Annotated in this window: 23 protein-coding genes and 1 pseudogene; 15 read left to right on the plus strand and 9 right to left on the minus strand. The window is 61.8% G+C overall.

The window, feature by feature from the left end:
- Positions 1 to 308 precede the first annotated feature (308 nt).
- The 3 genes from O3306_RS20930 to O3306_RS20940 all read left to right on the plus strand — a co-directional run bounded on the left by O3306_RS20930 (position 309) and on the right by O3306_RS20940 (position 2,749).
- Positions 309 to 1,016, plus strand: coding sequence for a DUF484 family protein (locus O3306_RS20930; protein ID WP_272011073.1), 708 nt, complete (start codon positions 309 to 311; stop codon positions 1,014 to 1,016).
- The gene (locus O3306_RS20935) at positions 1,013 to 1,927 is read left to right on the plus strand and encodes a tyrosine recombinase XerC (RefSeq protein WP_272011075.1); all 915 of its coding nucleotides are present in this window, start codon (positions 1,013 to 1,015) and stop codon (positions 1,925 to 1,927) included. Before O3306_RS20930 ends, O3306_RS20935 begins: the two co-directional genes overlap by 4 nt.
- Positions 1,928 to 2,053: 126 nt before the next feature.
- Positions 2,054 to 2,749, plus strand: coding sequence for a CDP-alcohol phosphatidyltransferase family protein (locus tag O3306_RS20940; RefSeq protein WP_272011077.1), 696 nt, complete (start codon positions 2,054 to 2,056; stop codon positions 2,747 to 2,749).
- Positions 2,750 to 2,790: 41 nt separating this feature from the next.
- Here O3306_RS20940 and O3306_RS20945 read toward each other — a convergent pair whose 3' ends face one another.
- Both O3306_RS20945 and trpA read right to left on the minus strand, forming a co-directional pair.
- Positions 2,791 to 3,246, minus strand: a complete 456-nt coding sequence (locus O3306_RS20945) for a methylated-DNA--[protein]-cysteine S-methyltransferase (RefSeq protein ID WP_272011080.1) — start codon at positions 3,244 to 3,246, stop codon at positions 2,791 to 2,793.
- 7 nt (positions 3,247 to 3,253) lie between these two features.
- On the minus strand, positions 3,254 to 4,045 hold the full coding sequence (gene trpA, locus O3306_RS20950) for a tryptophan synthase subunit alpha (protein WP_272011083.1): 792 nt from the start codon (positions 4,043 to 4,045) through the stop codon (positions 3,254 to 3,256).
- A gap of 243 nt (positions 4,046 to 4,288) precedes the next feature.
- Here trpA and ychF point away from each other — a divergent pair, with 243 nt between their 5' ends.
- The gene (ychF, locus tag O3306_RS20955; protein WP_272011086.1) at positions 4,289 to 5,386 is read left to right on the plus strand and encodes a redox-regulated ATPase YchF; all 1,098 of its coding nucleotides are present in this window, start codon (positions 4,289 to 4,291) and stop codon (positions 5,384 to 5,386) included.
- A 197-nt stretch (positions 5,387 to 5,583) separates the two neighbouring features.
- On the opposite strand, the gene O3306_RS20960 is transcribed toward ychF, so the two are convergent.
- Genes O3306_RS20960 through O3306_RS20970 form a run of 3 tightly spaced genes read right to left on the minus strand, consistent with a single transcriptional unit; the run spans position 5,584 to position 7,232 of the window.
- Positions 5,584 to 6,291 carry an RNA polymerase sigma factor gene (locus tag O3306_RS20960; RefSeq protein ID WP_272011089.1) on the minus strand — a complete coding sequence of 236 codons (708 nt, stop codon included), beginning with the start codon at positions 6,289 to 6,291 and terminating at the stop codon, positions 5,584 to 5,586.
- Position 6,292: 1 nt separating this feature from the next.
- Positions 6,293 to 6,769 carry a plastocyanin/azurin family copper-binding protein gene (locus tag O3306_RS20965; RefSeq protein WP_272011091.1) on the minus strand — a complete coding sequence of 159 codons (477 nt, stop codon included), beginning with the start codon at positions 6,767 to 6,769 and terminating at the stop codon, positions 6,293 to 6,295.
- A gap of 40 nt (positions 6,770 to 6,809) precedes the next feature.
- The gene (locus O3306_RS20970) at positions 6,810 to 7,232 is read right to left on the minus strand and encodes a hypothetical protein (RefSeq protein WP_272011093.1); all 423 of its coding nucleotides are present in this window, start codon (positions 7,230 to 7,232) and stop codon (positions 6,810 to 6,812) included.
- Between the two features lie 495 nt (positions 7,233 to 7,727).
- Here O3306_RS20970 and O3306_RS20975 point away from each other — a divergent pair, with 495 nt between their 5' ends.
- The 3 genes from O3306_RS20975 to O3306_RS20985 all read left to right on the plus strand — a co-directional run bounded on the left by O3306_RS20975 (position 7,728) and on the right by O3306_RS20985 (position 12,596).
- Entirely contained in the window at positions 7,728 to 9,443 is a 1,716-nt protein-coding gene (locus tag O3306_RS20975) for a bifunctional sulfate adenylyltransferase/adenylylsulfate kinase (protein ID WP_272011095.1), read from the plus strand.
- A 343-nt stretch (positions 9,444 to 9,786) separates the two neighbouring features.
- Entirely contained in the window at positions 9,787 to 11,889 is a 2,103-nt protein-coding gene (locus O3306_RS20980) for a YjbH domain-containing protein (RefSeq protein ID WP_272011098.1), read from the plus strand.
- A complete protein-coding gene (locus O3306_RS20985; RefSeq protein WP_272011100.1) occupies positions 11,886 to 12,596 on the plus strand; it encodes a YjbF family lipoprotein in 711 nt (236 codons plus the stop codon). The genes O3306_RS20980 and O3306_RS20985 overlap by 4 nt, the downstream gene beginning before the upstream one ends.
- Before the next feature lie 254 nt (positions 12,597 to 12,850).
- Here the strand turns inward: O3306_RS20985 and O3306_RS20990 are convergent, their stop codons facing one another.
- The gene (locus O3306_RS20990; RefSeq protein ID WP_272011103.1) at positions 12,851 to 14,203 is read right to left on the minus strand and encodes a polysaccharide biosynthesis/export family protein; all 1,353 of its coding nucleotides are present in this window, start codon (positions 14,201 to 14,203) and stop codon (positions 12,851 to 12,853) included.
- A gap of 431 nt (positions 14,204 to 14,634) precedes the next feature.
- Here O3306_RS20990 and murJ point away from each other — a divergent pair, with 431 nt between their 5' ends.
- From murJ to neuC, 7 genes are read left to right on the plus strand one after another with little or no spacing between them, the layout of a single operon-like run.
- Positions 14,635 to 16,089, plus strand: a complete 1,455-nt coding sequence (gene murJ / locus O3306_RS20995) for a murein biosynthesis integral membrane protein MurJ (RefSeq protein WP_272011105.1) — start codon at positions 14,635 to 14,637, stop codon at positions 16,087 to 16,089.
- Positions 16,090 to 16,126: 37 nt separating this feature from the next.
- Entirely contained in the window at positions 16,127 to 17,602 is a 1,476-nt protein-coding gene (locus O3306_RS21000) for a DegT/DnrJ/EryC1/StrS family aminotransferase (protein WP_272011108.1), read from the plus strand.
- A gap of 4 nt (positions 17,603 to 17,606) precedes the next feature.
- Positions 17,607 to 19,442, plus strand: a complete 1,836-nt coding sequence (gene asnB, locus O3306_RS21005) for an asparagine synthase (glutamine-hydrolyzing) (protein ID WP_272011111.1) — start codon at positions 17,607 to 17,609, stop codon at positions 19,440 to 19,442.
- Positions 19,439 to 20,296: an aldolase/citrate lyase family protein gene (locus tag O3306_RS21010; protein WP_272011113.1), complete on the plus strand. Its 858-nt coding sequence runs from the start codon at positions 19,439 to 19,441 to the stop codon at positions 20,294 to 20,296. Before asnB ends, O3306_RS21010 begins: the two co-directional genes overlap by 4 nt.
- A 1-nt stretch (position 20,297) precedes the next feature.
- A complete protein-coding gene (locus O3306_RS21015; protein ID WP_272011115.1) occupies positions 20,298 to 21,347 on the plus strand; it encodes an N-acetylneuraminate synthase family protein in 1,050 nt (349 codons plus the stop codon).
- Positions 21,337 to 21,960: a NeuD/PglB/VioB family sugar acetyltransferase gene (locus tag O3306_RS21020; RefSeq protein WP_272011117.1), complete on the plus strand. Its 624-nt coding sequence runs from the start codon at positions 21,337 to 21,339 to the stop codon at positions 21,958 to 21,960. Before O3306_RS21015 ends, O3306_RS21020 begins: the two co-directional genes overlap by 11 nt.
- A 29-nt stretch (positions 21,961 to 21,989) precedes the next feature.
- The gene (gene neuC / locus O3306_RS21025) at positions 21,990 to 23,117 is read left to right on the plus strand and encodes a UDP-N-acetylglucosamine 2-epimerase (RefSeq protein WP_272011120.1); all 1,128 of its coding nucleotides are present in this window, start codon (positions 21,990 to 21,992) and stop codon (positions 23,115 to 23,117) included.
- 167 nt (positions 23,118 to 23,284) lie between these two features.
- Here the strand turns inward: neuC and O3306_RS21030 are convergent.
- Positions 23,285 to 23,407: pseudogene (locus tag O3306_RS21030) on the minus strand (IS3 family transposase); the annotation flags it as partial.
- A gap of 58 nt (positions 23,408 to 23,465) precedes the next feature.
- On the opposite strand from O3306_RS21030, the gene O3306_RS21035 reads away from it, so the two are divergent.
- Positions 23,466 to 23,699, plus strand: a complete 234-nt coding sequence (locus O3306_RS21035; RefSeq protein ID WP_272011123.1) for a DUF6429 family protein — start codon at positions 23,466 to 23,468, stop codon at positions 23,697 to 23,699.
- Here O3306_RS21035 and tnpC read toward each other — a convergent pair.
- Positions 23,680 to 25,317 carry an IS66 family transposase gene (tnpC, locus tag O3306_RS21040; RefSeq protein ID WP_272011125.1) on the minus strand — a complete coding sequence of 546 codons (1,638 nt, stop codon included), beginning with the start codon at positions 25,315 to 25,317 and terminating at the stop codon, positions 23,680 to 23,682. The two genes, O3306_RS21035 and tnpC, sit on opposite strands and share 20 nt — an antisense overlap.
- Before the next feature lie 60 nt (positions 25,318 to 25,377).
- Positions 25,378 to 25,609 (minus strand): IS66 family insertion sequence element accessory protein TnpB (tnpB, locus tag O3306_RS21045; RefSeq protein WP_272011127.1); only part of this gene is annotated, 232 nt, incomplete at its 5' end.

Raw genomic sequence — 25,609 nt, forward strand, 5'->3', positions numbered from 1 at the left:
CTCGATCACATGTTCAAAGAGTCAGAAGCTTCTTGCATCAAGGACGGCAACCACAGAAGAAGATCGGACACTCTCTGATGGTCTGCTTTTGGCGCCGTCTGACCCTCGCAACGCCCCACATCCGGAAAATTTGCGTTGGCATCGGGAGAATCGGTTCGGCCAAGTAGTGAGCGACGAACCCACGCCGTGGGGATGAAAATCTGCAGCCGCTCCTTTGCTGCAGCAAAATTCACTACATCCCAAAATCAGATGAAGATTTCCCCGCAACGCCATGCTATACCACCGCAAAACCAAGAAACGAGACGAGTATGAGCAGCAATACCAAGATCGACGACACCCTGCGCGAGCGGATCATCGCCCAGCCAGATGTTATTCTGGAGGATCAAGATCTTATGCGCGCCCTCATTGCCGCGAACGAACGCGCGATGGGTGGCAATATCGTCGATCTGCGCGGCATCGCCATGGACCGGCTTGAGGCACGGCTTGACCGACTTGAAGACACGCATCGCAGCGTGATTGCAGCAGCCTATGACAATCTGGCCGGCACCAATCAGGTGCACCGTGCGATATTGCGGATGCTCGACCCGACCGAGTTCGAGACGTTCCTGCGCGATCTGGGCGGTGAAGTGGCCCATATCCTGCGCGTCGACGCGATTCGGCTGGTGCTGGAATCGGTGCAGAACGACGATGATCCGGCGGTCAAACGGCTGGGCGATGTGCTCAGCGTGGCCGAACCGGGCTTCATCGACCGCTACCTGACCGGCGGGCGCGGCGGACCGCAGCGGCAGGTGACATTGCGTCAGGTCCATGACAACGACAATCGTCTATATGGTGACGATGCCGGCTATATCCGCTCCGAAGCATGTCTGCGGCTGGATTTTGGCGAAGGCCGTCTGCCCGGCATGCTGGTGATGGGGGCCGAAGACCCGCACCAGTTCAGCCCGCAGCAGGGAACCGATCTGCTGACCTTTTTTGCGGGTATTTTCGAACGCAGCATGCGCCGCTGGCTGGCATGATCTCGCCAGCTGCCCGCGATGCATTGCAAAGCTGGCTGGCGGCGGAACGCGCCCTGAAGGGGGCCGCAGAGAACACCATCTCGGCCTATTCGCGTGATGTCACCGATTTCCTGACCTTCATGACACTCCACAAGGGCGAAGCGCAGGGCTTGCGCCCGCTGGCGCAGATCGGCGTTTCTGACATGCGGGCCTGGATGGCCCATACCCGCAGCGACGATGTCGGCCCGCGCAGCCTGGCGCGCAAATTGTCGGCGGTGAAATCCTTCTACCGCTGGCTGAGCGAACGCGAGGGATTCGAGCCGACTGCCGTACTGGCCACCCGGTCGCCGCGTTTCCAGCGCAAGCTACCCCGCCCGCTGAGCGAAGGCGCCGCGCGCGCCGTCATCGACACTGTCGACCTACAATCGCAGACGCCGTGGATCAGCGCTCGCGATCAGGCTGTCATTACCCTGCTCTACGGCTGCGGGCTGCGAATCTCCGAGGCGCTGTCGCTGACCGGGGCGGACACGCCCCTGGGCGAAGTGCTGCGGATTGCTGGCAAGGGCGACAAGGAACGCATCGTTCCGGTTCTGCCCGCCGCACGCGCGGCTGTCGCAGCCTATATCCGCCTTTGCCCTTATCCGCTTGAGCCGGAATCACCGATCTTTCGGGGCGCGCGGGGTGGCAAACTGGCCCCGCGCATCGTGCAGAAGGTTATGGCGCAGGCGCGCATGCAACTTGGCCTGCCCGCCACTGCCACGCCGCACGCCATGCGGCACAGCTTTGCCACTCATCTGTTGAACGCAGGCGGCGATCTGCGCGCGATCCAAGAGCTGCTGGGTCATGCGTCATTGTCGACCACGCAGGCCTACACGGGCGTCGACACCGCACAGCTGATGGAAGTGTACCAGCGCGCGCATCCCAAGGCATGACCCTGGCACGGCACAAAGCGCGCGCGCCGCGTCATGAAAATCCGGTGGTCAAAAACTGCCGCAAACGAGCACATCATTGAAGAGGCTTTGATTGCACAGAACTCACATATACGCCATGAAGCGGCCATGACAAAAGAACTCAAAGCCCTGTGCGTGCACCTGCTGACAGCAACCGGGGCCGTCTTTGCAATGTTGGCCATGCTGGCCGCCGCGGATGAGAAATGGAGCCTGATGTTCCTCTGGCTTGTCGTGGCATTTGCGGTTGATGGCGTCGATGGTCCGCTGGCTCGCAAATACGATGTGAACAAGAATGCCCCGCGCTTTGACGGCAATCTGCTCGATATGATCATCGACTACATCACCTACACGTTCATCCCTGCCTTTGCCTTGTTCAAATCCGACCTGCTGCCGGGTTGGCCGGGCTGGGTGGCGATCATCATCATCACCTTTGCCAGCGCGATGTATTTCTGCGACCGCGGGATGAAGACCAAGGACAATTCCTTCTCCGGTTTTCCGGGCTGTTGGAACATGGTGGTGCTGGTCCTGTTCGCAACCGAGCCGAGTTTCTGGGTCAGCCTGGGCCTGGTATCTTTGCTCGCGGTGGGGATGTTCCTGCCGCTGAAATTCGTGCATCCGGTACGGACTGAACGCTGGAGGACAGTATCGCTGCCAATGTGTTTGGCCTGGACCTTCTTTGCCGGCTGGGCCGCTTGGGTGGATTTCCACCCCGAGAGTTGGGCGCATTGGGGGCTGGTGCTGACCTCGATCTATCTGCTCCTTGCGGGGATCATGCAGCAGTTGATTCCGGCGCGGCAGGCCTGATCGCGCTGCGAGCATCTGCCTGTGCAGATGTGCAATAGGCTTCAGATCAGCAGCCCGGCAGCCCCTTCGTGGCGCAGCAGCCAGACCTTGGTCTCGACCCCGCCCTTGGCCGAGAACCCGCCAAGCCCGGTAGCCCCCAGAACACGGTGGCATGGGATGATCACCGGGATGGGATTTCCGCCACAGCCACTGCCCACCGCCTGCGCCGGCGCGCCCAGCGCCTTGGCGATCTGGCCGTAGGTCCGTGTCTCGCCGTGGGGAATGGCCGCGATCTGATCACAGACGTCGCGCTGAAACGCCGAAGCGTCGATGCGCAGCGGCAGATCAAACTCGGTCAATGATCCTTCAAAATAGGCGGTCAGCTGGCGGCGCGCCTCTTCCAACTCTGGCGTGCTGTCATTGGCATGGGTCTGGCGCCAGTCAATCGCGGTGATACACCCGGCATCGCTGACAACTGTCATCGGCCCGATCGGCGTGGATACCGTGATCGCGGGCACCGGCAGGTCAGGCCGAATGCGCGCCGTCCGCCAATCCCTTGACGAAGCGCAGGACGTCGGCGGGGCTGTCACCATCAGCGATCCGGGACACGATGGCCGAACCGACCACCGCACCATCCGCGACGCTGGCGATAGCCCGCGAGGTTTCAGGCGTGCGGATGCCGAAGCCGACGATGACCGGCAGATCGGTCTGCGATTTGATCCGCGCGACTTCGGGGCCCACATCGGTGGCCTCTGCCGCCGCCGCACCGGTGATTCCGGTGATCGACACGTAATAGACAAAGCCCGACGTGTTCTGCAGCACCTTCGGCAGACGCTTGTCATCCGTGGTGGGGGTGGCAAGCCTGATGAAGTTCAGACCGGCAGCCTGGGCGGGGATGCACAGTTCTTCATCCTCTTCAGGCGGCAGGTCGACCACGATCAGCCCGTCAATGCCCGCTGCCTTGGCATCGGTCAAAAACTTGTCCACGCCGCGATTGAAGATCGGATTGTAGTAGCCCATCAGCACGATCGGCGTCGTGTCGTCATCCTTGCGGAATTCGGTCGCCATATCGAGCGTCCGTTGCAGGGTCATGCCGGCACGCAGTGCGCGCTGACCGGCCAACTGGATGGTTGGCCCGTCAGCCATCGGATCGGTAAAGGGCACGCCCAGCTCGATGATGTCCACGCCTGCAGCGGGCAGTCCTTTGACCACCTCCAGCGACGTGTCGTAATCGGGATCGCCTGCCATGACATAGGCCACGAAAGCCTTCTTCCCGGCGGCTTTGAGCTCTGCGAATTTGGCGTCGATCCTGGACATTGGCATCCCCTCTTGCGTGCTGCCCTTCCTTTGCGGCTTTGCGGCGCGAAAATCAATGGCGCGTGCGTGATTTTCCTCTTTGGCGAATTTCCGGCGCTGATGGCGGCGGTCACAAATGCGCATTTGCGTCGGTCGCGTTGCCCCTATGACTGACCCACAACGACACGCGGGAGATCTTCCTTCGGCCTTGCGCCCGCCCGCACCAGCCCATAGAAGCAGCGCTGCTGTCACAAGAGGTGCGTCATGGGCTTTAAAATGGGAATCGTGGGTCTGCCGAACGTCGGTAAATCGACCCTCTTCAACGCGCTGACGCGCACGGCTGCCGCGCAGGCGGCCAACTTTCCCTTCTGCACGATCGAGCCGAACGTGGGTGACGTAGCTGTGCCCGATGCCCGGCTGGACAAGCTGGTCGAGATTGCCAAATCCAAGCAGACCGTCCCGACCCGCATGACCTTTGTCGACATCGCCGGGCTGGTGAAAGGCGCCAGCAAGGGCGAGGGCCTCGGCAATCAGTTCCTGGCCAACATCCGCGAAGTCGATGCCATCGCCCATGTGCTGCGCTGTTTCGAGGACGGCGATGTAACCCACGTCGAGGGGCGCGTCGATCCGGTGGCCGACGCCGAAACCATCGAGACCGAGCTGATGCTAGCCGATATAGAAAGCATCGAGAAGCGCCTGCAGAACATCGTGCGCAAGGTGCGCGGCGGCGACAAGGAAGCGGTGCAGCAAGAGCGTTTGTTGCGCGCGGCGCTGGCGGCGCTGGAGGAGGGCAATCCCGCCCGCACGGTCGAGATTGACGACGAAGATGCGCGCGCCTGGAAGCTGCTGCAACTGCTGACATCCAAGCCCGTGCTCTATGTCTGCAACGTCGGTGAGGCCGATGCTGCCAAGGGCAATGATTTCTCCGCCAAGGTGGCCGAGATGGCGGCCGCCCAAGGCAACTCCCATGTGGTCATCAGCGCCCAGATCGAAGAAGAAATCAGCCAGCTCGATCAGGAAGAGGCGCAGATGTTCCTGGAAGAGATGGGCTTGCACGAGGCCGGGCTGGACCGGCTCATTCGCGCAGGTTACGAGCTGTTGCATCTTGAAACCTACTTTACAGTCGGCCCCAAGGAGGCACGCGCCTGGACAATCAAGGCCGGCACGACGGCGCCCAAGGCCGCGGGCGTGATCCACGGCGACTTTGAAAAGGGCTTCATCCGCGCCGAGACAATCGCCTATGACGACTTCATCTCCCTGGGCGGCGAGCAGGGCGCCAAGGAAGCCGGCAAGATGCGCTCGGAAGGCAAGACATATATCGTCAAGGATGGCGATGTGTTGCACTTCCTGTTCAACACCTGAAGCGTCACGGCCCGGCGAAAACCGTCAGTGGATTTACCCGGCGGGCGTGAATTGCCCGCCCTGCCCCTACATCCTCCCCATTGCGATTACGCCCCCATCCTCGGCAAAGAAAGATCAGGCAGCAGGCCGATATAAGTGACCTGAATGGCCCGCACGCCGTAGGTCAGCCTGAACCGCACCGATGCGCCGCCGCGATCTCATTCATCGCGCTGCAGTGACAGTTCTTGAATCACCCGGCTGGCCATACTCGCGCAGCGCGCACCATCGAACGGAAATATGGCCGAGAATTCGCCGGCAACATTCCTGCTCAATTCCGCCCGCAGCAAACGGCGCGCCCGAAACAGGCGGGTCTTGACCGTGACGACGTTGATTCCCAAAAGGGTCGCCACCTCGCGCGATGTCATCTCCTGCACATCGCGCATCAGGTATGTCAGCCGAAAGGGTTCCGGCAGCGCGTCGATTGCTTTTTCCAGCAGCTTTCGCACTTCGGCGCGCGCAAGCTCGGCTTCGGGGTTGCTCGGATGAGGTGCCATCGGGTGCGATATTTCTCCATCTAGGGGCGCGCGCGGCCCTTCGCGGTATTTGGCCAGATCGACAACCTGCCGGTGGCGGCGCAATCGCCCATAGGCCTCGTTCATGGCAATCCGGCTCAGCCAGGTCGAGAACGCCGCCTCGCCGCGAAATCCGTCCAGATTGGTGAACGCCTTCACATAGGCCGCCTGCACCGCATCCTCTGCTTCGGCGTCATTGCGCAGGATACCGCGCGCGATCCGAAAGAGTTGCTGATTATTGCAGCGCACCAGCGCATGGACGGCGTCATTGTCGCCGTCACGCGCCAGCGTGACCAGTTCGGCCTCGCTCAACCCCTCATACGAGTTTCGGATCGGAACCGGTTCAGATCTCATCTCAGCCATCCACCCGAATGCTGCCATGCTCCAGAATCTCCGAAATCGACGGAAACCCACCCAAAACCGCCGCAGGCAGATCGCCCTCGGGATAGTCCGTAAAGCCGGTCTGGCCCGGCTCGGCAACAATGATACGCCCGACCATGCCGGACAGTTCATGCGGGATGCAGTAGTAATCATACACGCCCGGCACCTCCAAAGTCACTTCTTGGCTCTCACCCGGCAGCAGGTAGTCACTGTCGAACGCCACGGCACCTTCGGGGATACGGCGCGGATGGTCATAATCGTCCGGCGCATAGGCCGTGGCCGTGTGGGCATTGCCCTTGTCATTGTTCGTCCATCGGATCGTCTGCCCGGGCTGGATCAGCACGCCCAGAGGATCAAACCAGACTTTCGAGCCATCGGGCCGCCCTGTCATGGTGATCTCGATCACAGTGTCGGCCATCACTATACTGGGCGATAGCGTGGTGGCAGCCATCAGGCTGCCACCTCCCCAGAGAAACGTCCTGCGTCGCATCTTATTCGGCCACGCTGGCTTCGTCTGCAACCGGCACATGCCAGAGGACGATATGGATGTGCGGCTCTGCAACGCCGGGGTGGCCCGCGTTGTAGTAGATATCCGTATGATCGACGGTTCCACCGGGCACCGCGAGATTGTCAAAGTTCGTGTCCGCGTTCATCTGCGAAATCGGGATCATGTATGTCGTGCTGACGACCCGGTCATCATGGTCATAGGCAACGAACGGGCCGGCAGGCAGAGTCGCAGGATCGACAAACAGTTCCCCCATACCGGGCAGGAAGCTTGGCAGTGGCACCAGATCACTGACTTTTTGATAGGGCGCATCAGGCGGGTTGCTCGCAACCGCGTCAACCGGGCCATGAGCAAGCACCGGTGTGGCGGTCAGCGACAATGCCGCGAGGGCGGCGAAAAAACGGGTCATATTGAGTTCCTTTCACGAATATCAGGGACAGGCCATCTCTGGCGTGTCTGCTGAATTGGATGCGGGTGGCGTGAAAAGGTTCCCGGAATTTCAAAAATAATTGCCCGCATGTTTGGTGTTTTTCGCACTTCGCCGAAATCATTGCCCCCCAGCTCATTGTATTTGCGCGGAAAAATCCGGGAATTTCGGCCGGACCAATCAAGGTCAACAGATCGAGGCAGACCGCACGCCGCCATGGCGGGCCCACAGGGCAAGTTCCGGGAACGGAACACGACTTGCGAAGCGTTGCGCGCATGGCGCCGGACAGGCAAACCACAGGAACAGCATCAAGGTCTGGCGCCGGAAATCGGAAAAGCGCCATTGGATGGGCGGCTTGGGCGGCAAAATATCCTCATCTGGCCCAAATTTTCGCGTTTGCCTTGAAAGTTGACACAATCAGGGGCTAAAGCCGGGGCAACCCGTTCAGGCCCTGTAATTTCAAGTGAAAGTAATCCAATGTCGATGGCGAGCAACCTTTCCCCGATACCCGAACTCTACGTCAGCTACGATTCCGCGCAAAAGCTTAAGGCCGAAGCGACCGATCTGGTCAGCCACGACCTCACGCCGCGCCAGATCTGCGACCTGGAGCTTTTGATGAATGGCGGGTTCAATCCGCTCAAGGGGTTCCTGACCGAGGCCGATTACAACGGCGTCGTTGAGAACATGCGCCTCAGCGACGGCACACTTTGGCCGATGCCTATCACACTCGACGTGAGCGAAGATTTTGCAGCCAGCATTGAACTGGGCCAGGACATCGCCCTGCGCGACCAGGAAGGCGTGATCTTGGGCACCATGACGGTCACAGACCGCTGGACCCCAGATAAATCGCACGAGGCCGAGAAGGTCTTTGGCGCCGACGATCAGGCGCACCCGGCGGTGAACTACCTGCACAACACGGCCGGCAAGGTCTATCTCGGCGGGCCGGTGACCGGCATCCAGCAGCCGGTGCATTACGATTTCCGCGCCCGTCGCGACACGCCCAACGAACTGCGCGCATTTTTCCGCAAGCTGGGCTGGCGCAAGGTGGTGGCCTTCCAGACCCGCAACCCGCTGCACCGCGCGCATCAGGAACTGACCTTCCGCGCCGCCAAGGAGGCGCAGGCCAACCTGTTGATCCATCCGGTCGTCGGCATGACCAAACCCGGCGATGTCGATCACTTCACCCGCGTGCGCTGCTACGAGGCGGTGCTGGATAAATACCCCGGATCGACCACCGCGATGAGCCTGCTGAACCTTGCGATGCGCATGGCTGGCCCGCGCGAGGCGGTCTGGCACGGTCTGATCCGCGCCAACCACGGCTGCACGCATTTCATCGTTGGCCGCGATCACGCCGGACCGGGCAAGAACTCTGCCGGAGAAGATTTCTACGGGCCTTATGATGCGCAGGATCTGTTCCGCGCCCATCAGGACGAGATCGGCGTCGAGATGATCGATTTCAAACATATGGTCTATGTGCAGGAGCGCGCCCAATACGAGCCGATGGACGAGATCGCCGACAAGGACGATGTCACGATCCTCAATATTTCCGGAACCGAACTGCGCCGCCGTCTGCAGGAAGGGCTGGAGATCCCTGAATGGTTCTCCTTCCCCGAGGTCGTGCAGGAACTGCGCAAGACCCGGCCTCCACGGGCGCGCCAAGGTTTCACCGTCTTTTTCACGGGCTTGTCCGGGTCGGGCAAATCCACCATCGCCAACGCGCTGATGGTCAAGCTGATGGAGATGGGTGGACGCCCGGTGACGCTCTTGGATGGTGATATCGTCCGGAAGAACCTCAGCTCGGAACTCGGCTTTTCCAAGGAGCACCGCGATCTGAACATCCGCCGCATCGGCTATGTCGCGTCCGAGATCACCAAGAACGGCGGCATCGCCATCTGCGCACCGATCGCACCCTATGCCACCACGCGCCGCGCAGTGCGTGAAGACGTCGAGGCCTTTGGCGCCTTTGTCGAAGTGCATGTGGCCACGTCGTTAGAGGAATGCGAGCGCCGCGACCGCAAGGGTCTCTACAAGCTGGCGCGCGAGGGCAAGATCAAGGAATTCACCGGTATTTCGGACCCTTACGATGTTCCGGAGAGCCCTGAATTGCGCGTGGAGACGGAGAAGGTCGACGTCGACAACTGCGCTCATCAGGTCATTCTGAAACTCGAACAGATGGGCCTGATCGCCGGGTAAAATGAACCGATCAAAGTCTGAAGCGGCACAGGGAGACCCGTGCCGTTTTTCCGCAAACGCCGGAGTGCCTGTTCGCATCGCCCCGGTCAGTTTGGAATGCCTCCAGAAAGTGTCTCGACAGGCACGCCGGCCGCTGCATGAAACCCCCGAACGCCGCCCAAAACCGGCATCCCGAACCGCACTGTGATGATCATGCACCGTATGGCAGCAAAACCGTTGAGCATCATGTCGAAACGATCTGGGGTTTTGGCGCGTGTTTGTCTATGGTCTGAAAAAATGTCGCAGTACATGAGGGTCTGAGGTGATAGGCAAACATCTTGTCGGTGTAGTTACAGCAACCGCCATGATTTTCAGTGCGCCGATCTTGGCCCCTGCCAGTGATCTGGTGACTGGCCGTACCAACATGTTTGGCACCCCCGGAAACCTGATCGACATGCCGACGGCCGAGATGGCCCCGGAAGGGCAACTCACCACGACGATTTCGGCCTATGGCTCGGGCTCTGACATCACCACCCGCACCACGCTCAGCTTCCAGGTGCTGCCCCGGTTGAGCGCAAGCTTCCGCTATTCGGCGGTGAGCGGTATCCTGTCGGTAGCCGGCAGCCCCAACTTTACCACGTTGCATGACCGCAGCTTTGACATAAATTACCGCCTCTTTCACGAATCTACTTACCTTCCCGCGCTCAGCATCGGCATGCGCGATTTCATCGGCACGGGGGTTTACGGGGCCGAATACATCGTTGCCACGAAATCGCTACTCGATGACAAGCTGCGCTTCTCCGGGGGGATCGGTTGGGGTAGGCTGGGCAGCTACGGCAGCTTTGGCAGCACCGGCACACGGCCAACAACACGGCTCGGGACCGGCGGTGTTCCGACCTATAACCAATGGTTCCGGGGCGATGTCGCGGCCTTTGGCGGGGTCTCGTGGCACGCCACTGACAAGCTGACTTTCTCGGCTGAATACTCCTCGGATGGCTATGACCGCGAGGTTTCGAGAAGCGTTCTGGACCGCAAGTCACCGTGGAATTTCGGTGCGACCTACAAGGTCAGCGAAGCGTTACGGTTTGGGGCCTATTCGCTCTATGGCAGCGAGTTTGGCGTCAACCTGTCACTTTCGCTGAACACGCGCGAACCAGCGGTCAAAGGCGGGGCCGAGGGCGCCCCCCTGCCCGTTGCACCGCGTCCCAAAGGGGCCGCCGATCTGGGATGGTCCACGGACACGACGCGCACGACGAACGTAAAGGCCAGCCTTTCCCAACTTTTGGCGCGCGAGGGGATTATCCTGCACGCGATCGCGCTGGAGCCGCGCCGCGCTCATGTGCAGATCCGCAACACCCGTTACGACATGCGCGCGCAGGCCGTGGGCCGCACGGCTCGGGCGCTCACCCGAACCCTGCCAGCCTCGGTCGAGACGTTCACCATCACCCAGATGATCGAAGGCCAGCCCACCAGCTCTGTCACCATGTCACGCTCTGATCTGGAGAGGCTTGAAAACGCCCCTGCCACCGAAATTCTGGCGGCCAGCACATTTCAGGACGGGGCAGAGACCAATCAGGGCATCACACCGATGGATGATGCCTTCCCGCGGTTTGAATACGATATCGCCCCTTACCTGCGCTTTTCGGTTTTCGACCCGGAAAACCCGGTGCGTTACGCCGCCGGCATCCGCGCCAAGGGTGAATACCATTTCGCGCCGGGCTGGGTTGCCTCCGGCTCGGTCTCGCAGAAAGTTATCGGTAATCTTGACAACATCTCGCTGCCGGGCCCCTCGGGGTTGGCGCGGGTGCGCTCGAATGTGGCCTTCTACAACCAGTCCGATGAACCGATGATCGACTATCTTACTGTCGCCAAATACGGACGCCCCGCCAAGAATTTCTATAGCCGCCTGACGGTTGGCTATCTGGAGCGCATGTATGCCGGCGCATCGGCCGAACTGTTGTGGAAACCGGTCGACAGCCGTCTGGCTCTGGGTGCCGAGGTCAACTATGTCCTGCCACGCGACTATGACCAGCAATTCGGCATACGCACCCGCGCCACCAACACCGGCGTGATCCCGGAATGGAACGGGCATGTCTCGGCCTATTACGATATTGGCTACGGGTTCCACACGCAGGTGGATGCCGGGCGCTATCTGGCTGGCGACTGGGGGGCCACCGTGTCGCTCGACCGGGTTTTCGCCAATGGCTGGAGCATCGGCGCCTACGCAACCAAGACCGATGTCAGTTCGGCCACTTTCGGCGAAGGCTCCTTCGACAAGGGCATCCGGATCGTGATCCCGTTCTCATGGGGAACCGGCTCACCGACGCTGCAGAAATCCGAGACTGTGCTGAAATCTCTGTCGCGTGACGGCGGCGCACGGCTTGAAGTCGATGGGCGCCTCTACGACAAGGTCAAGGACACCCACCGCCCAACAATGGCCAAGACCTGGGGGAAATTCTGGAGATGAGCCCGAAATCCACCCTGCGCAGCAGCACCATCGGCCTCGTTGCACTTGCCTGCCTGAGCCTTGCAGCCTGCAGCAACAGGCAGAATAACGACCTGTCAACAACCGACATGGCCAAAGGCGCGCTTGCCGCCATCTTCAAAAGGGAGGGTGTGAAAACACCCGATCCGAACGCGCTTGCCCAGCAAGCCGCCAGCATCCTTGCCAACACGTCCGGGCAGGTGATCCTCTTGGCGATCCCGTCGCGCGACGCCGTGACCGTGATGCAGGAAATCGAACGCAACGGACCCTATGTCACCTTCGGTAGCTCCGACCGGCGCAGCATTACCCTGAAGGCCGGTATCGTCACCGCCACAAGGGGCCTCGGCAACGATCTGCTGTCGTCGGATGTGGACGCAGTCTCTGCGATCATCCGCGCCCGGAAGGTGGGCGAGGCGTATCGGGTCAACCGCTATCTCGACGGCGAGAACATCACCGTCGCGCTCGATCCCTATTGCCAGGTCAAACCGGATGGCAGCGGGCAGGTCGCTTTGGGCGAGGTGCACACATCGACCACCCGGATGCTGGAATCCTGCATCGCCGACAAGGATGAGTTCCGCGATACCACGTTCCAGAACAGCTATCAGGTCAGCCCCGGCGGACGTATCGTACAATCCCGCCAGTGGGTCAGCCCTTTGAACGGGTATATCGTTATCCAGTCACTGCGCTAAACCGGGTGCTCATTCCCATCACGGAAAGTACGGTTGCCGATCCCGGCGGCCGGAATGCGGCCATCGCAGGCCCTTGGTCACGCCGACCCTCTGACGCTTGCATTATTCGTCAGAGGGGAATCCCCCTTCTGGTTCGCACCTTCCTCAGTCACCCTGCCGCATCAGCCTGACCTCAACGGCCCGACTTGAAACGCAGAAGGCCGGGCAATCCTGCCCGGCCTTCTAGTTCTTGATATGGTGTCTGGCGCTGTCGCCTACTGCACCGCGAGCGCGCTACCGGTGGTCAGGATCGACGGCACAAACTGTTGCAGTACACGGTTCCAGCGAGTGATCGGCTGCTCGGCGATAAAGATCACGTCATTGGGACGCAACTGCATCTTGGTGGCGAGGATCATGTTGCTGGCATCGGACCCATTAAGATGCCATGCGGTGACCAGGTCCGGATTGCCCGGCTCTGGCGAGTCGCGCAGCACATAAATCTGGCTGGGATTCGCTTTCTCGGTCCTGAAGCCTTCATTTTCGAACAAGGCGTCTGCCATTGTCGCCGTACGCCCGAAGGGCAGCGGAAAGCGGCTGGGCTTGATAACTTCGCCGGTCAGGTAGACGTAATCGCGGTCCACCGCGTCAAACTCGATCTGCGAACGAAAATTGTCGCGCGTTTCCTGCAACGCTGCACGGCGCAGGTTGACTTCGGCGTTGAGCTCGTTGAGCGCCTGCACACGGGCGGTTTGGCGGAACTGCGCCAATGTGATCTGCTCTTCGAAATAGGCCTGTGCCTTGTCCAACTCGTATTCGGTATCGACAAAAACGCTGTCGCCATCGATCAGCCGGGTCTTCTGCACGGCCGGGCGGCGCAGATATTCGTTCAGCGGGATCTGGTAGAGCGTGCCGTCGCGGTAAAGCCGGATGGAGGCGAAATCGAGGTCCTTCGTGTTGATCCCGCCCGCCGCAGCCAGCGCCGCGTCAAGCGTAAGCGGCGTCAACGTCACTGGCGCCACCGTCGGGTTGGCGACCGCCCCCCCCAACGACACGCGCTTGGAGTTGAACTCGGCGATCTCGAGGCTGAATGTCGGGTCGATCTGGTTTTCCACGAGGCTCTGAAAGAGCTGCGCCTCGGCTTCTTCGAGCGTGAGACCCGCGATCTGCACACGTCCCACATCGGGAATTGCGATCGCACCGTCATCCTGCACGGTATATCCTTGGCGGCTGTTCTGCGCCGCCAGCAGGCCGCTCAGTTCCTCGATGGTGTTGCCGGGCGTCTTGGTCGCCAGCAGCAGCACGTCGCCGACACCAATCTCGTAGGGGCCCGGGTTGACGTTGGGGGGCAGGTTCATGGCCAGGGCTGCAGGCCGGTTCTGACGATCAAGCGATGCGGGCGGTGTCGCCCCTGCCCCGCGCAGCCCCCTGCCACCGCCGGCATTGGCAAAGAAAACGTTGGGCAATTCCTTGGGCTGGTAGGAAGAGCCGTTTGCGACGCGGACACTGTCGGCGGTCAGTGGAAGAACACGTACCTGGCCATCTGCTTCGGTTACCTTGGGGGAAATATAGGCGACACCGCACCCTGCCAATCCGGCCAACCCTGCGATCAGTACGAGATGTTTCAGCATTTAATGTCCCCTCCGCGGCCCCAGCCTGATTTATCGCGTTCACGTTTGCCCTAATGACCACAGGCGCGCAAGGCGAAGGGAGGCAACAAGTTTGGAAATGGGGGTACCGTTACCTTTACGCTGCAGTGATTGGCGATCGACTGCCGGTTCGCCCGGACGATCAAGGGGTTCGGGATTGCCGTAAGCTAATTTGTTCGCGATAAGGTATCACCGTTACAAGTTATGATAGGATATGCTGAAAACCCCACCGGCCCGTGGATTTTCCGGGCCGAGGCTCCCCGCAGCCCTAATCACAACTTCTCCGGACGTTTCCACAGAAATGGATTTCCCTTTTTTAATGAGCACATTTTCAGATCACGAGGGCGAAGGCACCGCCCGCCACCGCGTTCCCAACACGATGCGGGCCTGACGTGAAATTCCTGCATGCCAGCATGCTCGTAGCCGGCTTCATGCTTCTGGCCAGAATAACCGGCTTTCTGCGCGAGATCGTCATCGCCCAGATCGGCGGCGCATCGCAGCAAAGCGACGTGGTGATCGTCTTTCTGACATTTCCCGACATGATGATCAGCCTTCTGCTGGGCAGCGGGTTGATGGCGGCACTGGTGCCCAGTTTCCGCAACCAGCCCGGTGCGGCCGCCGTTGCGTTGTTGGTGCGCGCAGGCTTGCTGATCGGGGCGGTCTTCGGGCTGCTGGCGGTGTTTCTTGCCCTGTTTTCCGGCGAGACGCTGGGAATCGTCGCGCCGGGCTGGCCGGACGACCTGATCGCCGCGTCGGAATCCTTGTTCCGCATCACTTTAATCGCCCTGCCCATCACCGCCTTGTCGGGCGTCACCGTCGCCTTTCTCAACAGTTCCGAGCGCTTTACCTTCGGCGCCATCGGCACGCTGATCTTCAATTCCTGCCTGATCGCGTCCTTGCTGATCTTTGCCAAACTGTCGCCTGTCGTAGCGGTCGTCATCGGCGTCCTGGGCGGGGCCGGGCTGCGACTGTTGGTGCAACTGATGGCCAGTCGACGGTTTCTGGAAAAACCCGACTTCGCAGTGCCGTATGACAGGACCGGCTTGCTGCGGCGTTTTGCCGGCAGTTTCGGGTTCTTCTCGATCCTGGCACTCTTGCCGCCACTGGCGCGTGCCTATGCCTCATTGGTCGAGCCCGGCGCGCTGTCGATGTTCAACTATGCCTACAAGCTGATGGAATTGCCGATGGCGATCATCGTCACCGCCATCGTAACGGTATTGCTGCCGCGCCTCTCGGGCCATGTGCGCGATGGTCAAGCGGATCTTGCTGCGCACAATCTGGGCATAGCGCTGCGCGTGGTCGGCATATTGCTGCTGGGAGTCGCGATCTCTACCGCCTTCCAGGCAGAAGCCGTCGTCCGGCTGGTGTTCTATGGTGCCCCCTTCACCCCCGAGCAGTTTCGCGACCTCGGAATGATCGTCTCACTGGGATTTATCGGTGTCCCCTTTCAGGGGCTGGTCCTTCTCTATGGCACGGCGTTCGTCAGCTACGAGCGCACTGCAGCTCTCGTACTGGCCTCTTTGCTGATGGTCTCGGTGATGGGGGGCGCCGGTCTGATTCTGCTGAACATCTGGGGCGTGAAGGGGGTCATGGCCGCCTATGTCGCCTCGCAAGTCGCAGGGGCGGCGCTGCTCACCGTCTGGCTGCTTCGCTTTACCGGCAGGCAACCTTTCACGATTGCCCTGGCGAAACCGCTGGTCAGTATCCTTCTGCCTGCAGCAGCTTGTCTGACCCTGTCTTGGATTTTCCGCGCCACGGAATTCTGGGGATTGCCCGCATTGCTCTTGTCGGCTGGTGTTTTTTTTGCGGTCCATATAGGGACAGACCCAAATCTTATAAAGGCAATTACTAACCGACGGACAACATGACACCTTTGGATCATGCACCCTGCAGCGAGGCTGAGCCATGACGATCGAAACGAATATCGTGCACCCCGACACCACGATCCGGGCGCTGATGGCCACGATCGAGGCTGCACCGGTGAAGTTGTGTGTATTGGTTGATGACACGGGGCGGCTGCTGCGCACGGTCGTTGATGGCGATATCCGGCGCGCACTGCTGGCGGGCGCATCGCTGGAAAGCCCGGCCTCGACCCTGCCGGCGCAGGATACCGTATATCGTCCCGCGGACACACCGCGCCCCGATTTGATCGCGGCCTTGATTGAAAACCCGTCGATCAGCGCCATCGTGCTGGTGGATGCAGACCACCGGCCCACAGGGCTGATCGCACGCAACAAGGCGTTGTCGGGGATCCTTCTGTCACCGCCGCATCTGGGCCAAAGCGAAAGCGCCTATGTCCGCAAGGCGTTCGACGACAACTGGATCGCGCCCGCCGGCCCCAACCTCAACGCCTTCGAGGTGGCATTGCGCGGCGCCTCGGGGCGTGCGCATACGCTGGCGGTGAGTTCGGGGACCGCAGCGCTGCACCTCGCACTGCGGGTGCTGGGAGTGGGCGCAGGCGACCCAGTCTATGTCTCGGACCTGACCTTTGCCGCGACAGTGCAGCCGGTGCTGTACCAGAACGCCCGCCCGGTGCTGATCGACAGCGAACCGAAGAGCTGGAACATGTCGCCCGCGGCACTGGAACGGCGGCTGGAAAAGGACGCCGCCGCCGGGTGCCTGCCCAAGGCGCTGATCGTGGTGCATCTTTACGGACAATCAGCAGATATGGGCGCGATCCTGGCGCTGAGCGAGCGCTACGGCGTGCCGGTGATCGAGGATGCCGCCGAAAGCCTCGGCGCCAGCTACGGCAACCGGCCCAGCGGGGCGCATGGTCTGCTGTCGGCCTATTCGTTCAACGGCAACAAGATCATCACCACCTCGGGCGGCGGCGCGCTGGTCTCTGATCGGGGCGATCTGATCGAGCGGGCGCGGATGCTGTCCACCCAGGGCCGCGACCCGGCCGAGCATTACCAGCACAGCCATGTCGCCTATAATTACCGGATGTCGAACGTGCTGGCCGGGATCGGGCTGGGCCAGCTGGAGCTGCTGGCCGACCGTGTCGCCCGACGGCGCGAGATATTCGAGACCTACAAGGCCGGGCTGGGCGACATCCCCGGCCTCAGCTTTCAGGACGAGCCCGGGGGCAGCCAAGGCAACCGCTGGCTGAGCGTGATCTCGCTTGATCCCGACCAGATCGCACGTCATCCCTATCAGTTGCTGCGCGAACTGCGCCATGAGGGCATCGAAAGCCGCCCGGCGTGGAAGCCGATGCACATGCAGCCCATTTGCGCGGGCTGTGTGTTCGAGCCGCATTCGGCCACCGAGGTCGTCTCGTCGCGCTTGTTCCTGCAATCGCTCTGCCTGCCATCGGGCACCACGCTAAGTGACGATCAGCAACAACGCATCATCGCCTGCGTGCGCAATTTCACGAAAGGATAACGGCATGTGCGGAATTTTCGGCGCCTTCACGCCAGATGGCGCGCGGCCTTCGGACACGGTCCTGAACGCGATGGCCCAATCGATCCTGCATCGCGGCCCCGACCATGTGGGTCTGTTCAGCGGCGGGCTGTGCGCATTGGGCAATTGCCGGCTGTCGATCATCGACCTCACCACGGCGGCCAACCAGCCGCAGACATCCGATGACGGGCAGATCGTGGTGGTGCAGAACGGCGAGATCTACAACTACATCGAACTGCGCGAGGAATTGCAGAACGCAGGCCACCGCTTTGACACCGCCAGCGATACCGAGGTGCTGGTGCGCGCCTACGAAGAATGGGGCCCGGATTTCGTGCAGCGCCTGAACGGCATGTTCGCCATCGCGGTCTATGACCGGAACCGCGAGGTGCTGCACCTCTACCGCGACCGGCTGGGGGTCAAGCCGCTCTTTATCCATGAGGGCGCGAACGGGCAGGTTCTGTTCGCCTCCGAGATCAAGGCGCTCTTGGCTGCGGGCGTGACGCCCACGCCCGACATGCAGGCCATCGCGCAATACCTGGCGCTGAACTACATCCCGCAACCGCGCACCGTGCTGGAAGGCGTGCGGCACCTGTCGCCCGGACACATGGCAACGCTTAGTGCGCAAGACGGGTTGCAGATCCGGCGCTACTGGGATCTGGCCGATATCCACAGCGAGCCGGAGATGACCGAGGCCGAGGCGCAGGCCGGGCTCCTGACGCTGCTTGATGACGCGACGCGCATCCGCATGCGCTCGGACGCGGCTTTCGGGGCGTTCCTGTCGGGCGGGCTCGACAGTTCTTCGGTCGTGGGCTTCATGAGCCTCTACAAGCCCGAGAACCTGCGCAGCTTCTCAATCGGTTTCGACGATCCGCGCTTTGATGAGTCCGGATTTGCCCGGCAGGCCGCCGAACGGTTCGGCACAGTGCATCAGATGCAGATCATGCCGATGGAAACCACACAGAGGTGGCCGCGCTTCATCTGGCATTGCGACCAGCCGCATGGCGATGTGTCGTTCATTCCGACCGATCAGGTTTCAGCAATGGCCGCGCGGGATGTCAGGATGGTGCTGACCGGCGATGGTGCCGATGAGTTGTTTGCCGGCTACGAGAAATATCTCAACCTCTTTCCGGGGGGGCGCACCGACCATCTGGAAGCGGGCTGGGAAGACGGATTCGTGCGCGCCTCTGGCCTGCTGCAGGGGGATCAACCCGATACCCTGCTGACCGGCGCGCTGCGCGATGCGTTTTTCGACACCGATCCTTATGCGCCGCTGGCCAGCGAGATCCGGCGCGGCGCGCATCAGGATCCCGTCAACCAAGTCCTGCTGGGCGAAACCCTGACCCTGCTGCCCGGCAACAACCTGGTCAAGCCCGACCGCATGGCGATGGCCAATTCGCTGGAAGTCCGCTCGCCCTTCCTGGACTACCGGATGGCCGAGTTCGCCTTTACCGTGCCCGGCGCGATGAAGCTGGCCGGCGGCGAGACCAAGGCGATCTACAAGCGCGCGGTCGAGCCGCTGCTGGGGCACGACCTGACCTATCGCAAAAAGCAGATGTTCACCGTGCCGGTGGGCGAATGGTTCCGTCAGGCGCTGGCCGGCTTTTGCCGCGAGGTATTGCTTGACGGACGGCTGGAGGCGCGTGGCATAGTCGATACCGAAATCGTGTCGCAGATGATCACGGCCCATATCGCAGGCACCCAAAACAATACCCGCCAGTTGCGCGCGCTCATCTCGCTGGAAATCTGGTTCCGCCTGTTCATCGACCGCGATCCGGAAACGATCCGTCACGCCTCCCAGCCGGCATCGGGGCCGACGCTATGACACGGACCGCCCTGCCCGAGCGCATGACCTTCCTGATGATCGTCAACGATCCCGGTATCGCGCGTTTCGCCCATGACAGCGGCGTGGCGCGGCTCTTTGTCGATCTGGAGTATATTGGCAAGGACCTGCGCCAGAAGGGGCTGGATACATGGAAAAGCCGCCAGACGGTTGAGGACATCAGCCGCATCCGCGAGGCGGTGCCCGAGGGGCATCTGCTGGTGCGCGTTAACCCGCTGCATGACGGCACCAAGGCCGAGCTGGATGAGGTTCTGGCGCGCGGTGCCGACAGCGTCATGCTGCCGATGTTTCACAGCAGGGACGATCTGGCACGGTTTCTCGACCTCCTGGCAGACCGCGCCGAGCCGGTGCCGCTGGTGGAGACCGCCGCCGCCCTGGCCGCCGTGCCGCATATCTGCGAGACCCTGTCGCTCAGCCGGCTGCATATCGGGCTGAACGACCTGCATCTCGACATGAAACTAGACTTCATGTTCCAGCCATTAGCCGATGGCCTGCTGGACGAGGCCGCCGAAGCGCTCAACACCCACGGCGTCCGCTTCGGCATCGGCGGGATCGCCCGCGCGGGCGAAGGCATCGTAAGCCCAGAATACTTGCTGGGCGAACATGTGCGCCTCGGCTCTGACGCAGCGATCCTGTCACGCACCCTGCACCGCGGCGCGCCGGATTTGCAAAGCCTTCGGGCCGAGATGGATTTCCCCGCCGAACTGGCGAAACTTCAGGCGATCTATGCCGGGTTCCGAACGGCGGACGCCGAAACGCTCGGGCGCAACCGCATCGAGACCGCCGACCGTATCCGCGATGTCGTCACGCTCATTCGCAACAAGAGGACCGTTTGACATGCAGGCCTTGCCAGAGATTCGGATCGGCGGCCGCCGCATCGCGGCGGATGCGCCCACCTATGTGATCGCCGAGATCGGCGTCAATCATAACGGCAATGCGGATCTCGCCCACAAGATGATCGACGCCGCACAGGCCACCGGCGCGGATGCAGTCAAATTCCAGACCTACCGCACGCAGGACCTGGTGCTGGAAAGCGCCGCCAAGGCCGAGTACCAGAACCGGACCACCGGCCTTGGCAGCCAGTTCGACATGCTGCGCGCACTGGAGTTGCCGTTCGAGGTGTTTGTCGATCTGCGCGCCCATTGCCGCGAGGTGGGCATCGACTTCATGTCGACCGCCTTTGATCCGATCAGCCTCGATCACGTCGCCTCGCTGGAGCCCGTCTGCCTGAAATGGCCTTCGGGCGAATTGACGAACTGGCCGCTGCTGCGCCAGGCGCGCGCCACCGGCCTGCCGGTCATGCTGTCGACCGGCATGGGCAGCCTGCGCGAGATCGCCGCCGCGATGGACCTGATGGGGCCGGACGCCGATGTGGTGATCCTGCAATGCGTGTCGAACTATCCCGCCCGGATCGAGGATCAAAACCTTCGGGTGCTGCCAGTGATGCAGGCCGCCTTCGGCTGTCCCGTCGGGTTCTCCGATCACACGATCGGCCCCTATGCCGCAGTGGCGGCCCGCGCGCTTGGCATGGCGGTGCTGGAAAAGCACTTCACCCTCGATTGCGGCATGGAAGGCCCCGATCACGCCGCCTCGATCGAGCCCGCGGATTTCACCCAGATGGTCAGCCTTCTGCGCCAGATCGAGCAAGGGTTGGGCGACGGCGTGAAACGGCCCAGCCCGTCAGAGGAAAACGTCCGCAGCGTTGCCCGCAAGAGCTTGGTATATCGCCGCGATCTGCCAGCCGGGCATGTCCTGCAAGAGACCGACCTGATTGGCAAGCGCCCCGGAGGCGGCATCGGGATGGACCAGATGGAGCTCTACGTCGGGCGCGCATTATCGCAGGCTGTCACTGCTGATCAGCTTCTGGAACCTGACCATGTCCGATAGGATATGCCTGTTCGGAGCCGGTGGGCATGGGCGCGTCGTCGCCGGCCAGATCAAGGCGCGCCTGCCGCAAACCGATATCTGCTTTGGTGATGCGCAGAAACCTGTCGGCTCGACCGTCAACGGGTGTTCAGTCGAATTCGCGACCCCGCAAGTGGTCCGCGATGCCAGGCTGATCGTCACTATCGGCGACAATGCCCTGCGCGCCCGGCTGCAACAGGCAGCGATCGAGGCAGGCGTACCGATGGCCGTTTTCATCGCCGACCCTGATCGGTACTTTGCCGAACCACCGGGCGAGGGGAGCATGGTGCTGGCAGGCGCGGTGGTGAACAGCGATGCCCGGATCGGGGCGGGCGTGATCGTTAACAGCGGTGCTATCATAGAGCATGACTGCGCCATCGACGTTTTCTGCCATCTGGCACCGGGGTGCATTCTGGCGGGGGACACCGTGCTGGGCGCGTGCGTCTTTGTCGGGGCCGGTGCGCGCATCGTCAATCAGGCCCGCATTACCGCTCGGACTGTTATCGGAGCAGGAGCCACCGTCATCCGCGACATCACCGAACCGGGCATCTATGCCGGAACTCCAGCACGGCGCATCGCCGCCCTGCCTGGCTGAGCCACATCACCCGGAAAGGAGCCTCTCTCTTGATCATCCACTACATCAGCGGAAGCCGCGCCGATTTCGGCCTTATGGCGCGCTGCCTGACGTATCTGCACGCGGCCCCGGGCCACAGTGTCGGGATCGTGGCAACCGGCCAGCATATGGTCGAGAAATACGGCAACACGCTTCAGGATATACAAGCCACCGGCCTACCGATCGTCGCTGAAATCCCTGTCCAACTGAGCGGGCAGTCAGGCGTCGAGATGGGCCAGGCGCTGGCCGATGAACTGACCGGTTTCCTGAATGTCTGGCAGAAGCAGCGGCCCGACTTGGTGTTGCTGCTGGGGGACCGCGGCGAGATGGTGGCCGGCGCGCTGGCCGCCGTGCATCTGGGCATCCATGTGGCACATCTGCATGGGGGCGAGCGCACCGGCACGCTAGACGAAAGCTTTCGCCACGCGATCACCAAGCTGAGCCATATCCATTTTCCCGCCACCGAGGACGCCGCTGAACGAATCCGCCGGATGGGCGAGGACCCCGAAACCGTCCATGTCGTCGGCGCGCCGGGGCTGGTAGGCGTCGCCGGACGGCCGCAGCCGGATGCCAAGGCCCTGCGCGCCAGCCTAGGTCTGGACAGCGCAGCGCCGCTGGCGCTCTGTATCTTTCACCCGGTAGTTCAGGAAGCCGCGCAGGCCGCCGAGCAGATGCGTCTGCTGTTCGAGGCGACACAGGCCGCAGGCTACGCGATGGCCGTCCTGCGGCCCAATTCCGATGCCGGGGGCGATGCGATTGATGCCTACCTCGACAAGGTTCCGACCGGGCCGGAATTCCGCGTTCTGACTCACCTTGAGCGTGACACCTATCTCGACCTGCTCGGTGCCTCCGATCTGATGATCGGGAATTCTTCTTCGGGCATCATCGAGTCCGCCAGCTTCGCGGTACCTTGCGTCAATATCGGCACCCGCCAAAACAACCGGCAGCGCAATACCAACACCTTCGACTGCCCGCAGATAGCCCTCGACGCCATCACCAGAACCATCCACGCCGCCAAACTTTGGCCTCCCACCCGCGACAACGTTTATGGCGACGGCAGGACGGACATCCGGCTCCTTGAGCGCCTGAACGCGCTGAATCTGACGCTGGGGCAGTTGTCCAAGCGCCTGACCTTCTAAGTTCGCAGAGGGCTGAGATCGCTGCTCTGCTCCCTGAAATTCGGACCGTTTGAAACCGGAGTTTTCGGTTAAACTTCTCAGGCTGGGAGATGAGCTGAGAACGATGAAGGCATCACGATTTTCGGACTGGTAATCCCCCCATTTTTAATGGGGTCCAGCCGTAGAATTCAGGCGGCTGTTTTCAGTTTCATTGCGGGTGTTATGCCGCCGATCCCCATGTTGGGTCGTTCATTGTTGTAAGTCCAGAGCCATACCGTGGCCTGATCCTGTGCCTCCTCGATGGTTTCAAAGTAAGGCTCCGGCGAAGACCGCGGTCCCTTTGGCACTGTGATGTGTTACTCGTTGTTCATGGAGATTGACGAGGACAAGATAAACGACGCGGTTCTGGGACTTCTCTGGTTGACGCTGCATGATGAGCGTCGCGCCTGGAAGGGAATGGACTGGTCGGCACTGGATCGGTTGCATCGGAAGGGTTTGATCCATGACCCGGTTAACCGGTCCAAATCTGTCGTGCTGACCGATGAAGGGCTACAGCGCTCAAAGGCCCTGTTTCAACGGTTGTTCACGCGGCCGCCGCAGTAGCGCCCTCACTGGCTTTCCAGTTCCAGGGCAAAAGTTCCGGCACGCGCGAGACGGGCATGTCGGGCAGCCGGGAGAGGACATCGGCCAGCCACGCCTGCGGGTCGATATTGTTCATTTTGGCAGTGACGATAAGAGTGTACATGGCGGCGGCCCGCTCACCGCCGCGCTCGGAGCCGGCAAAGAGCCATGACTTCCGACCCAGGGCCACGCCGCGCAGGGCGCGTTCGGCCGCATTGTTCGTCAGGCAGATGCGTCCGTCATCGAGGAATGCGGTGAAGGCCTGCCAACGGCCTTCTTTCTCGAACATGTAGTTGATCGCCTTGGCCACCTTGTTGTGCCGGGAGAGTTTCGCGCGCTCTTCCTGCAGCCAATCATGGAGATTATCGACCAGGGGACGGGAGAGTTCCTGACGGGCGGCAAGCCGGGCATCGGCATCCAGCCCGTTGATCTCGCGCTCGATGTCGAAGATGGCGTCGATCCGTTTCACCGCTTCCAGCGCGGTCGGCGAGATCTGATGGGCGGGTTTGCCCTTGCGGACGTTGCCCGCAATATCCGCAAGTTCGAAGAACTTCCGGCGCGCATGCGACCAGCACAGCGCGCTGGTCACGGGCCCCGGATCGCGGTCAGCGCGGTAAAGATCGTTGTATCCGCCATAGGCGTCGGCCTGCAGCACGCCTTGCCATCCGGCGAGATGCTGATTGGGATTGGTTGCCGCGCGATCGCGGGAGAAGCGGAAGAACGCGGCCGGTGGCGCGCCACCATTCCAGGGTTGGTCATCGCGCACATAGGTCCAGAGACGGGCCTTTTTTGCACCGCCCCGCGCCAGGAGCGGCACGGTCGTGTCGTCGCCATGCAGACGGTGGGCAGCACGCACATGGGTTTCGATCAGGGCATGGATGGGCTGCAACGCGACTGTGGCATGCCCGACCAGGTCCGCCAGGGTCGACAAGCTCAACTCGACGCCTTCACGGGCAAAGCGCTCTGCCTGCCGGTTCAACGGCTGGTGCTGTCCATATTTCTCGAAGACCAGCATAGCGATCAGGCTGGGTCCGGCCCATCCGCGCGGGATCGCATGGAACGGGGCCGGTGGCTGGCTGATCTTCTCGCAAGCCCGGCAGGTGAACTTCTCGCGCACGGTCTGGATCACCTTCCACTGCCGTGGGATCACCTCCAGCGTTTCGGTGATATCCTCGCCCATCTTCACGATCCGATCCGAACCACAGCAGGTGCAGGCGGCAGGTGCCTCGACAACAACCCGCTCACGCGGCAGGTGATCGGGGAACGGTTTGCGCACAGGGTGGCGGCGCGTGAAGGCACGCACCTTGCTGGCCTTTTCAGCCGCCTGTTCTGCGGCCAGGCCATCCTCGGTGGCCGCCGTTTCCAGTTCTTCAAGCTGCAGTTCCAGCTGATCGATCAGCCGGGCGCGCCGTTCCGACGAGATGCCGTATTTGTCGCGGCGCAGCTTGGCAATCTCAAGCTTGAGTTCCTGGATCATCGCTTCCGAACAGGACACGACGGCACGGGTCTGTGCCAGCTCGCTTTCCGCAACCTCTGCACGGGCCTCCGCAGCGGCCAGGGCGGCGCGTAATCTCGCGAGTTCGGAAGCGGTGTTCGACATGGCGGATGTCTATCATCCGGGCTCGAGGGGCACCAATAAAAACAGGCCCGGTGGAACAATTTATCCAGCCTTTGCAGGGCGTTGCGTCCAGCGTGGATTGCGCCAGTCGATCCCCTCCAGAAGATAACCCAGCTGTGCCGCAGAGATCTGCACCGCCTCGCCGGACCGGCTCACCGGCCAGATGAACTTGCCCGCCTCCAGGCGCTTCAGATACAGCGACATGCCCACGCCATCATGCCACAAGATCTTGACCAGATCGCCCTTGCGGCCCCGGAAGCAGAAGAGTTCGCCC

Origin of the sequence: Roseovarius sp. ZX-A-9 (assembly GCF_028369135.1) — a bacterium.
Taxonomy (GTDB): domain Bacteria; phylum Pseudomonadota; class Alphaproteobacteria; order Rhodobacterales; family Rhodobacteraceae; genus Roseovarius.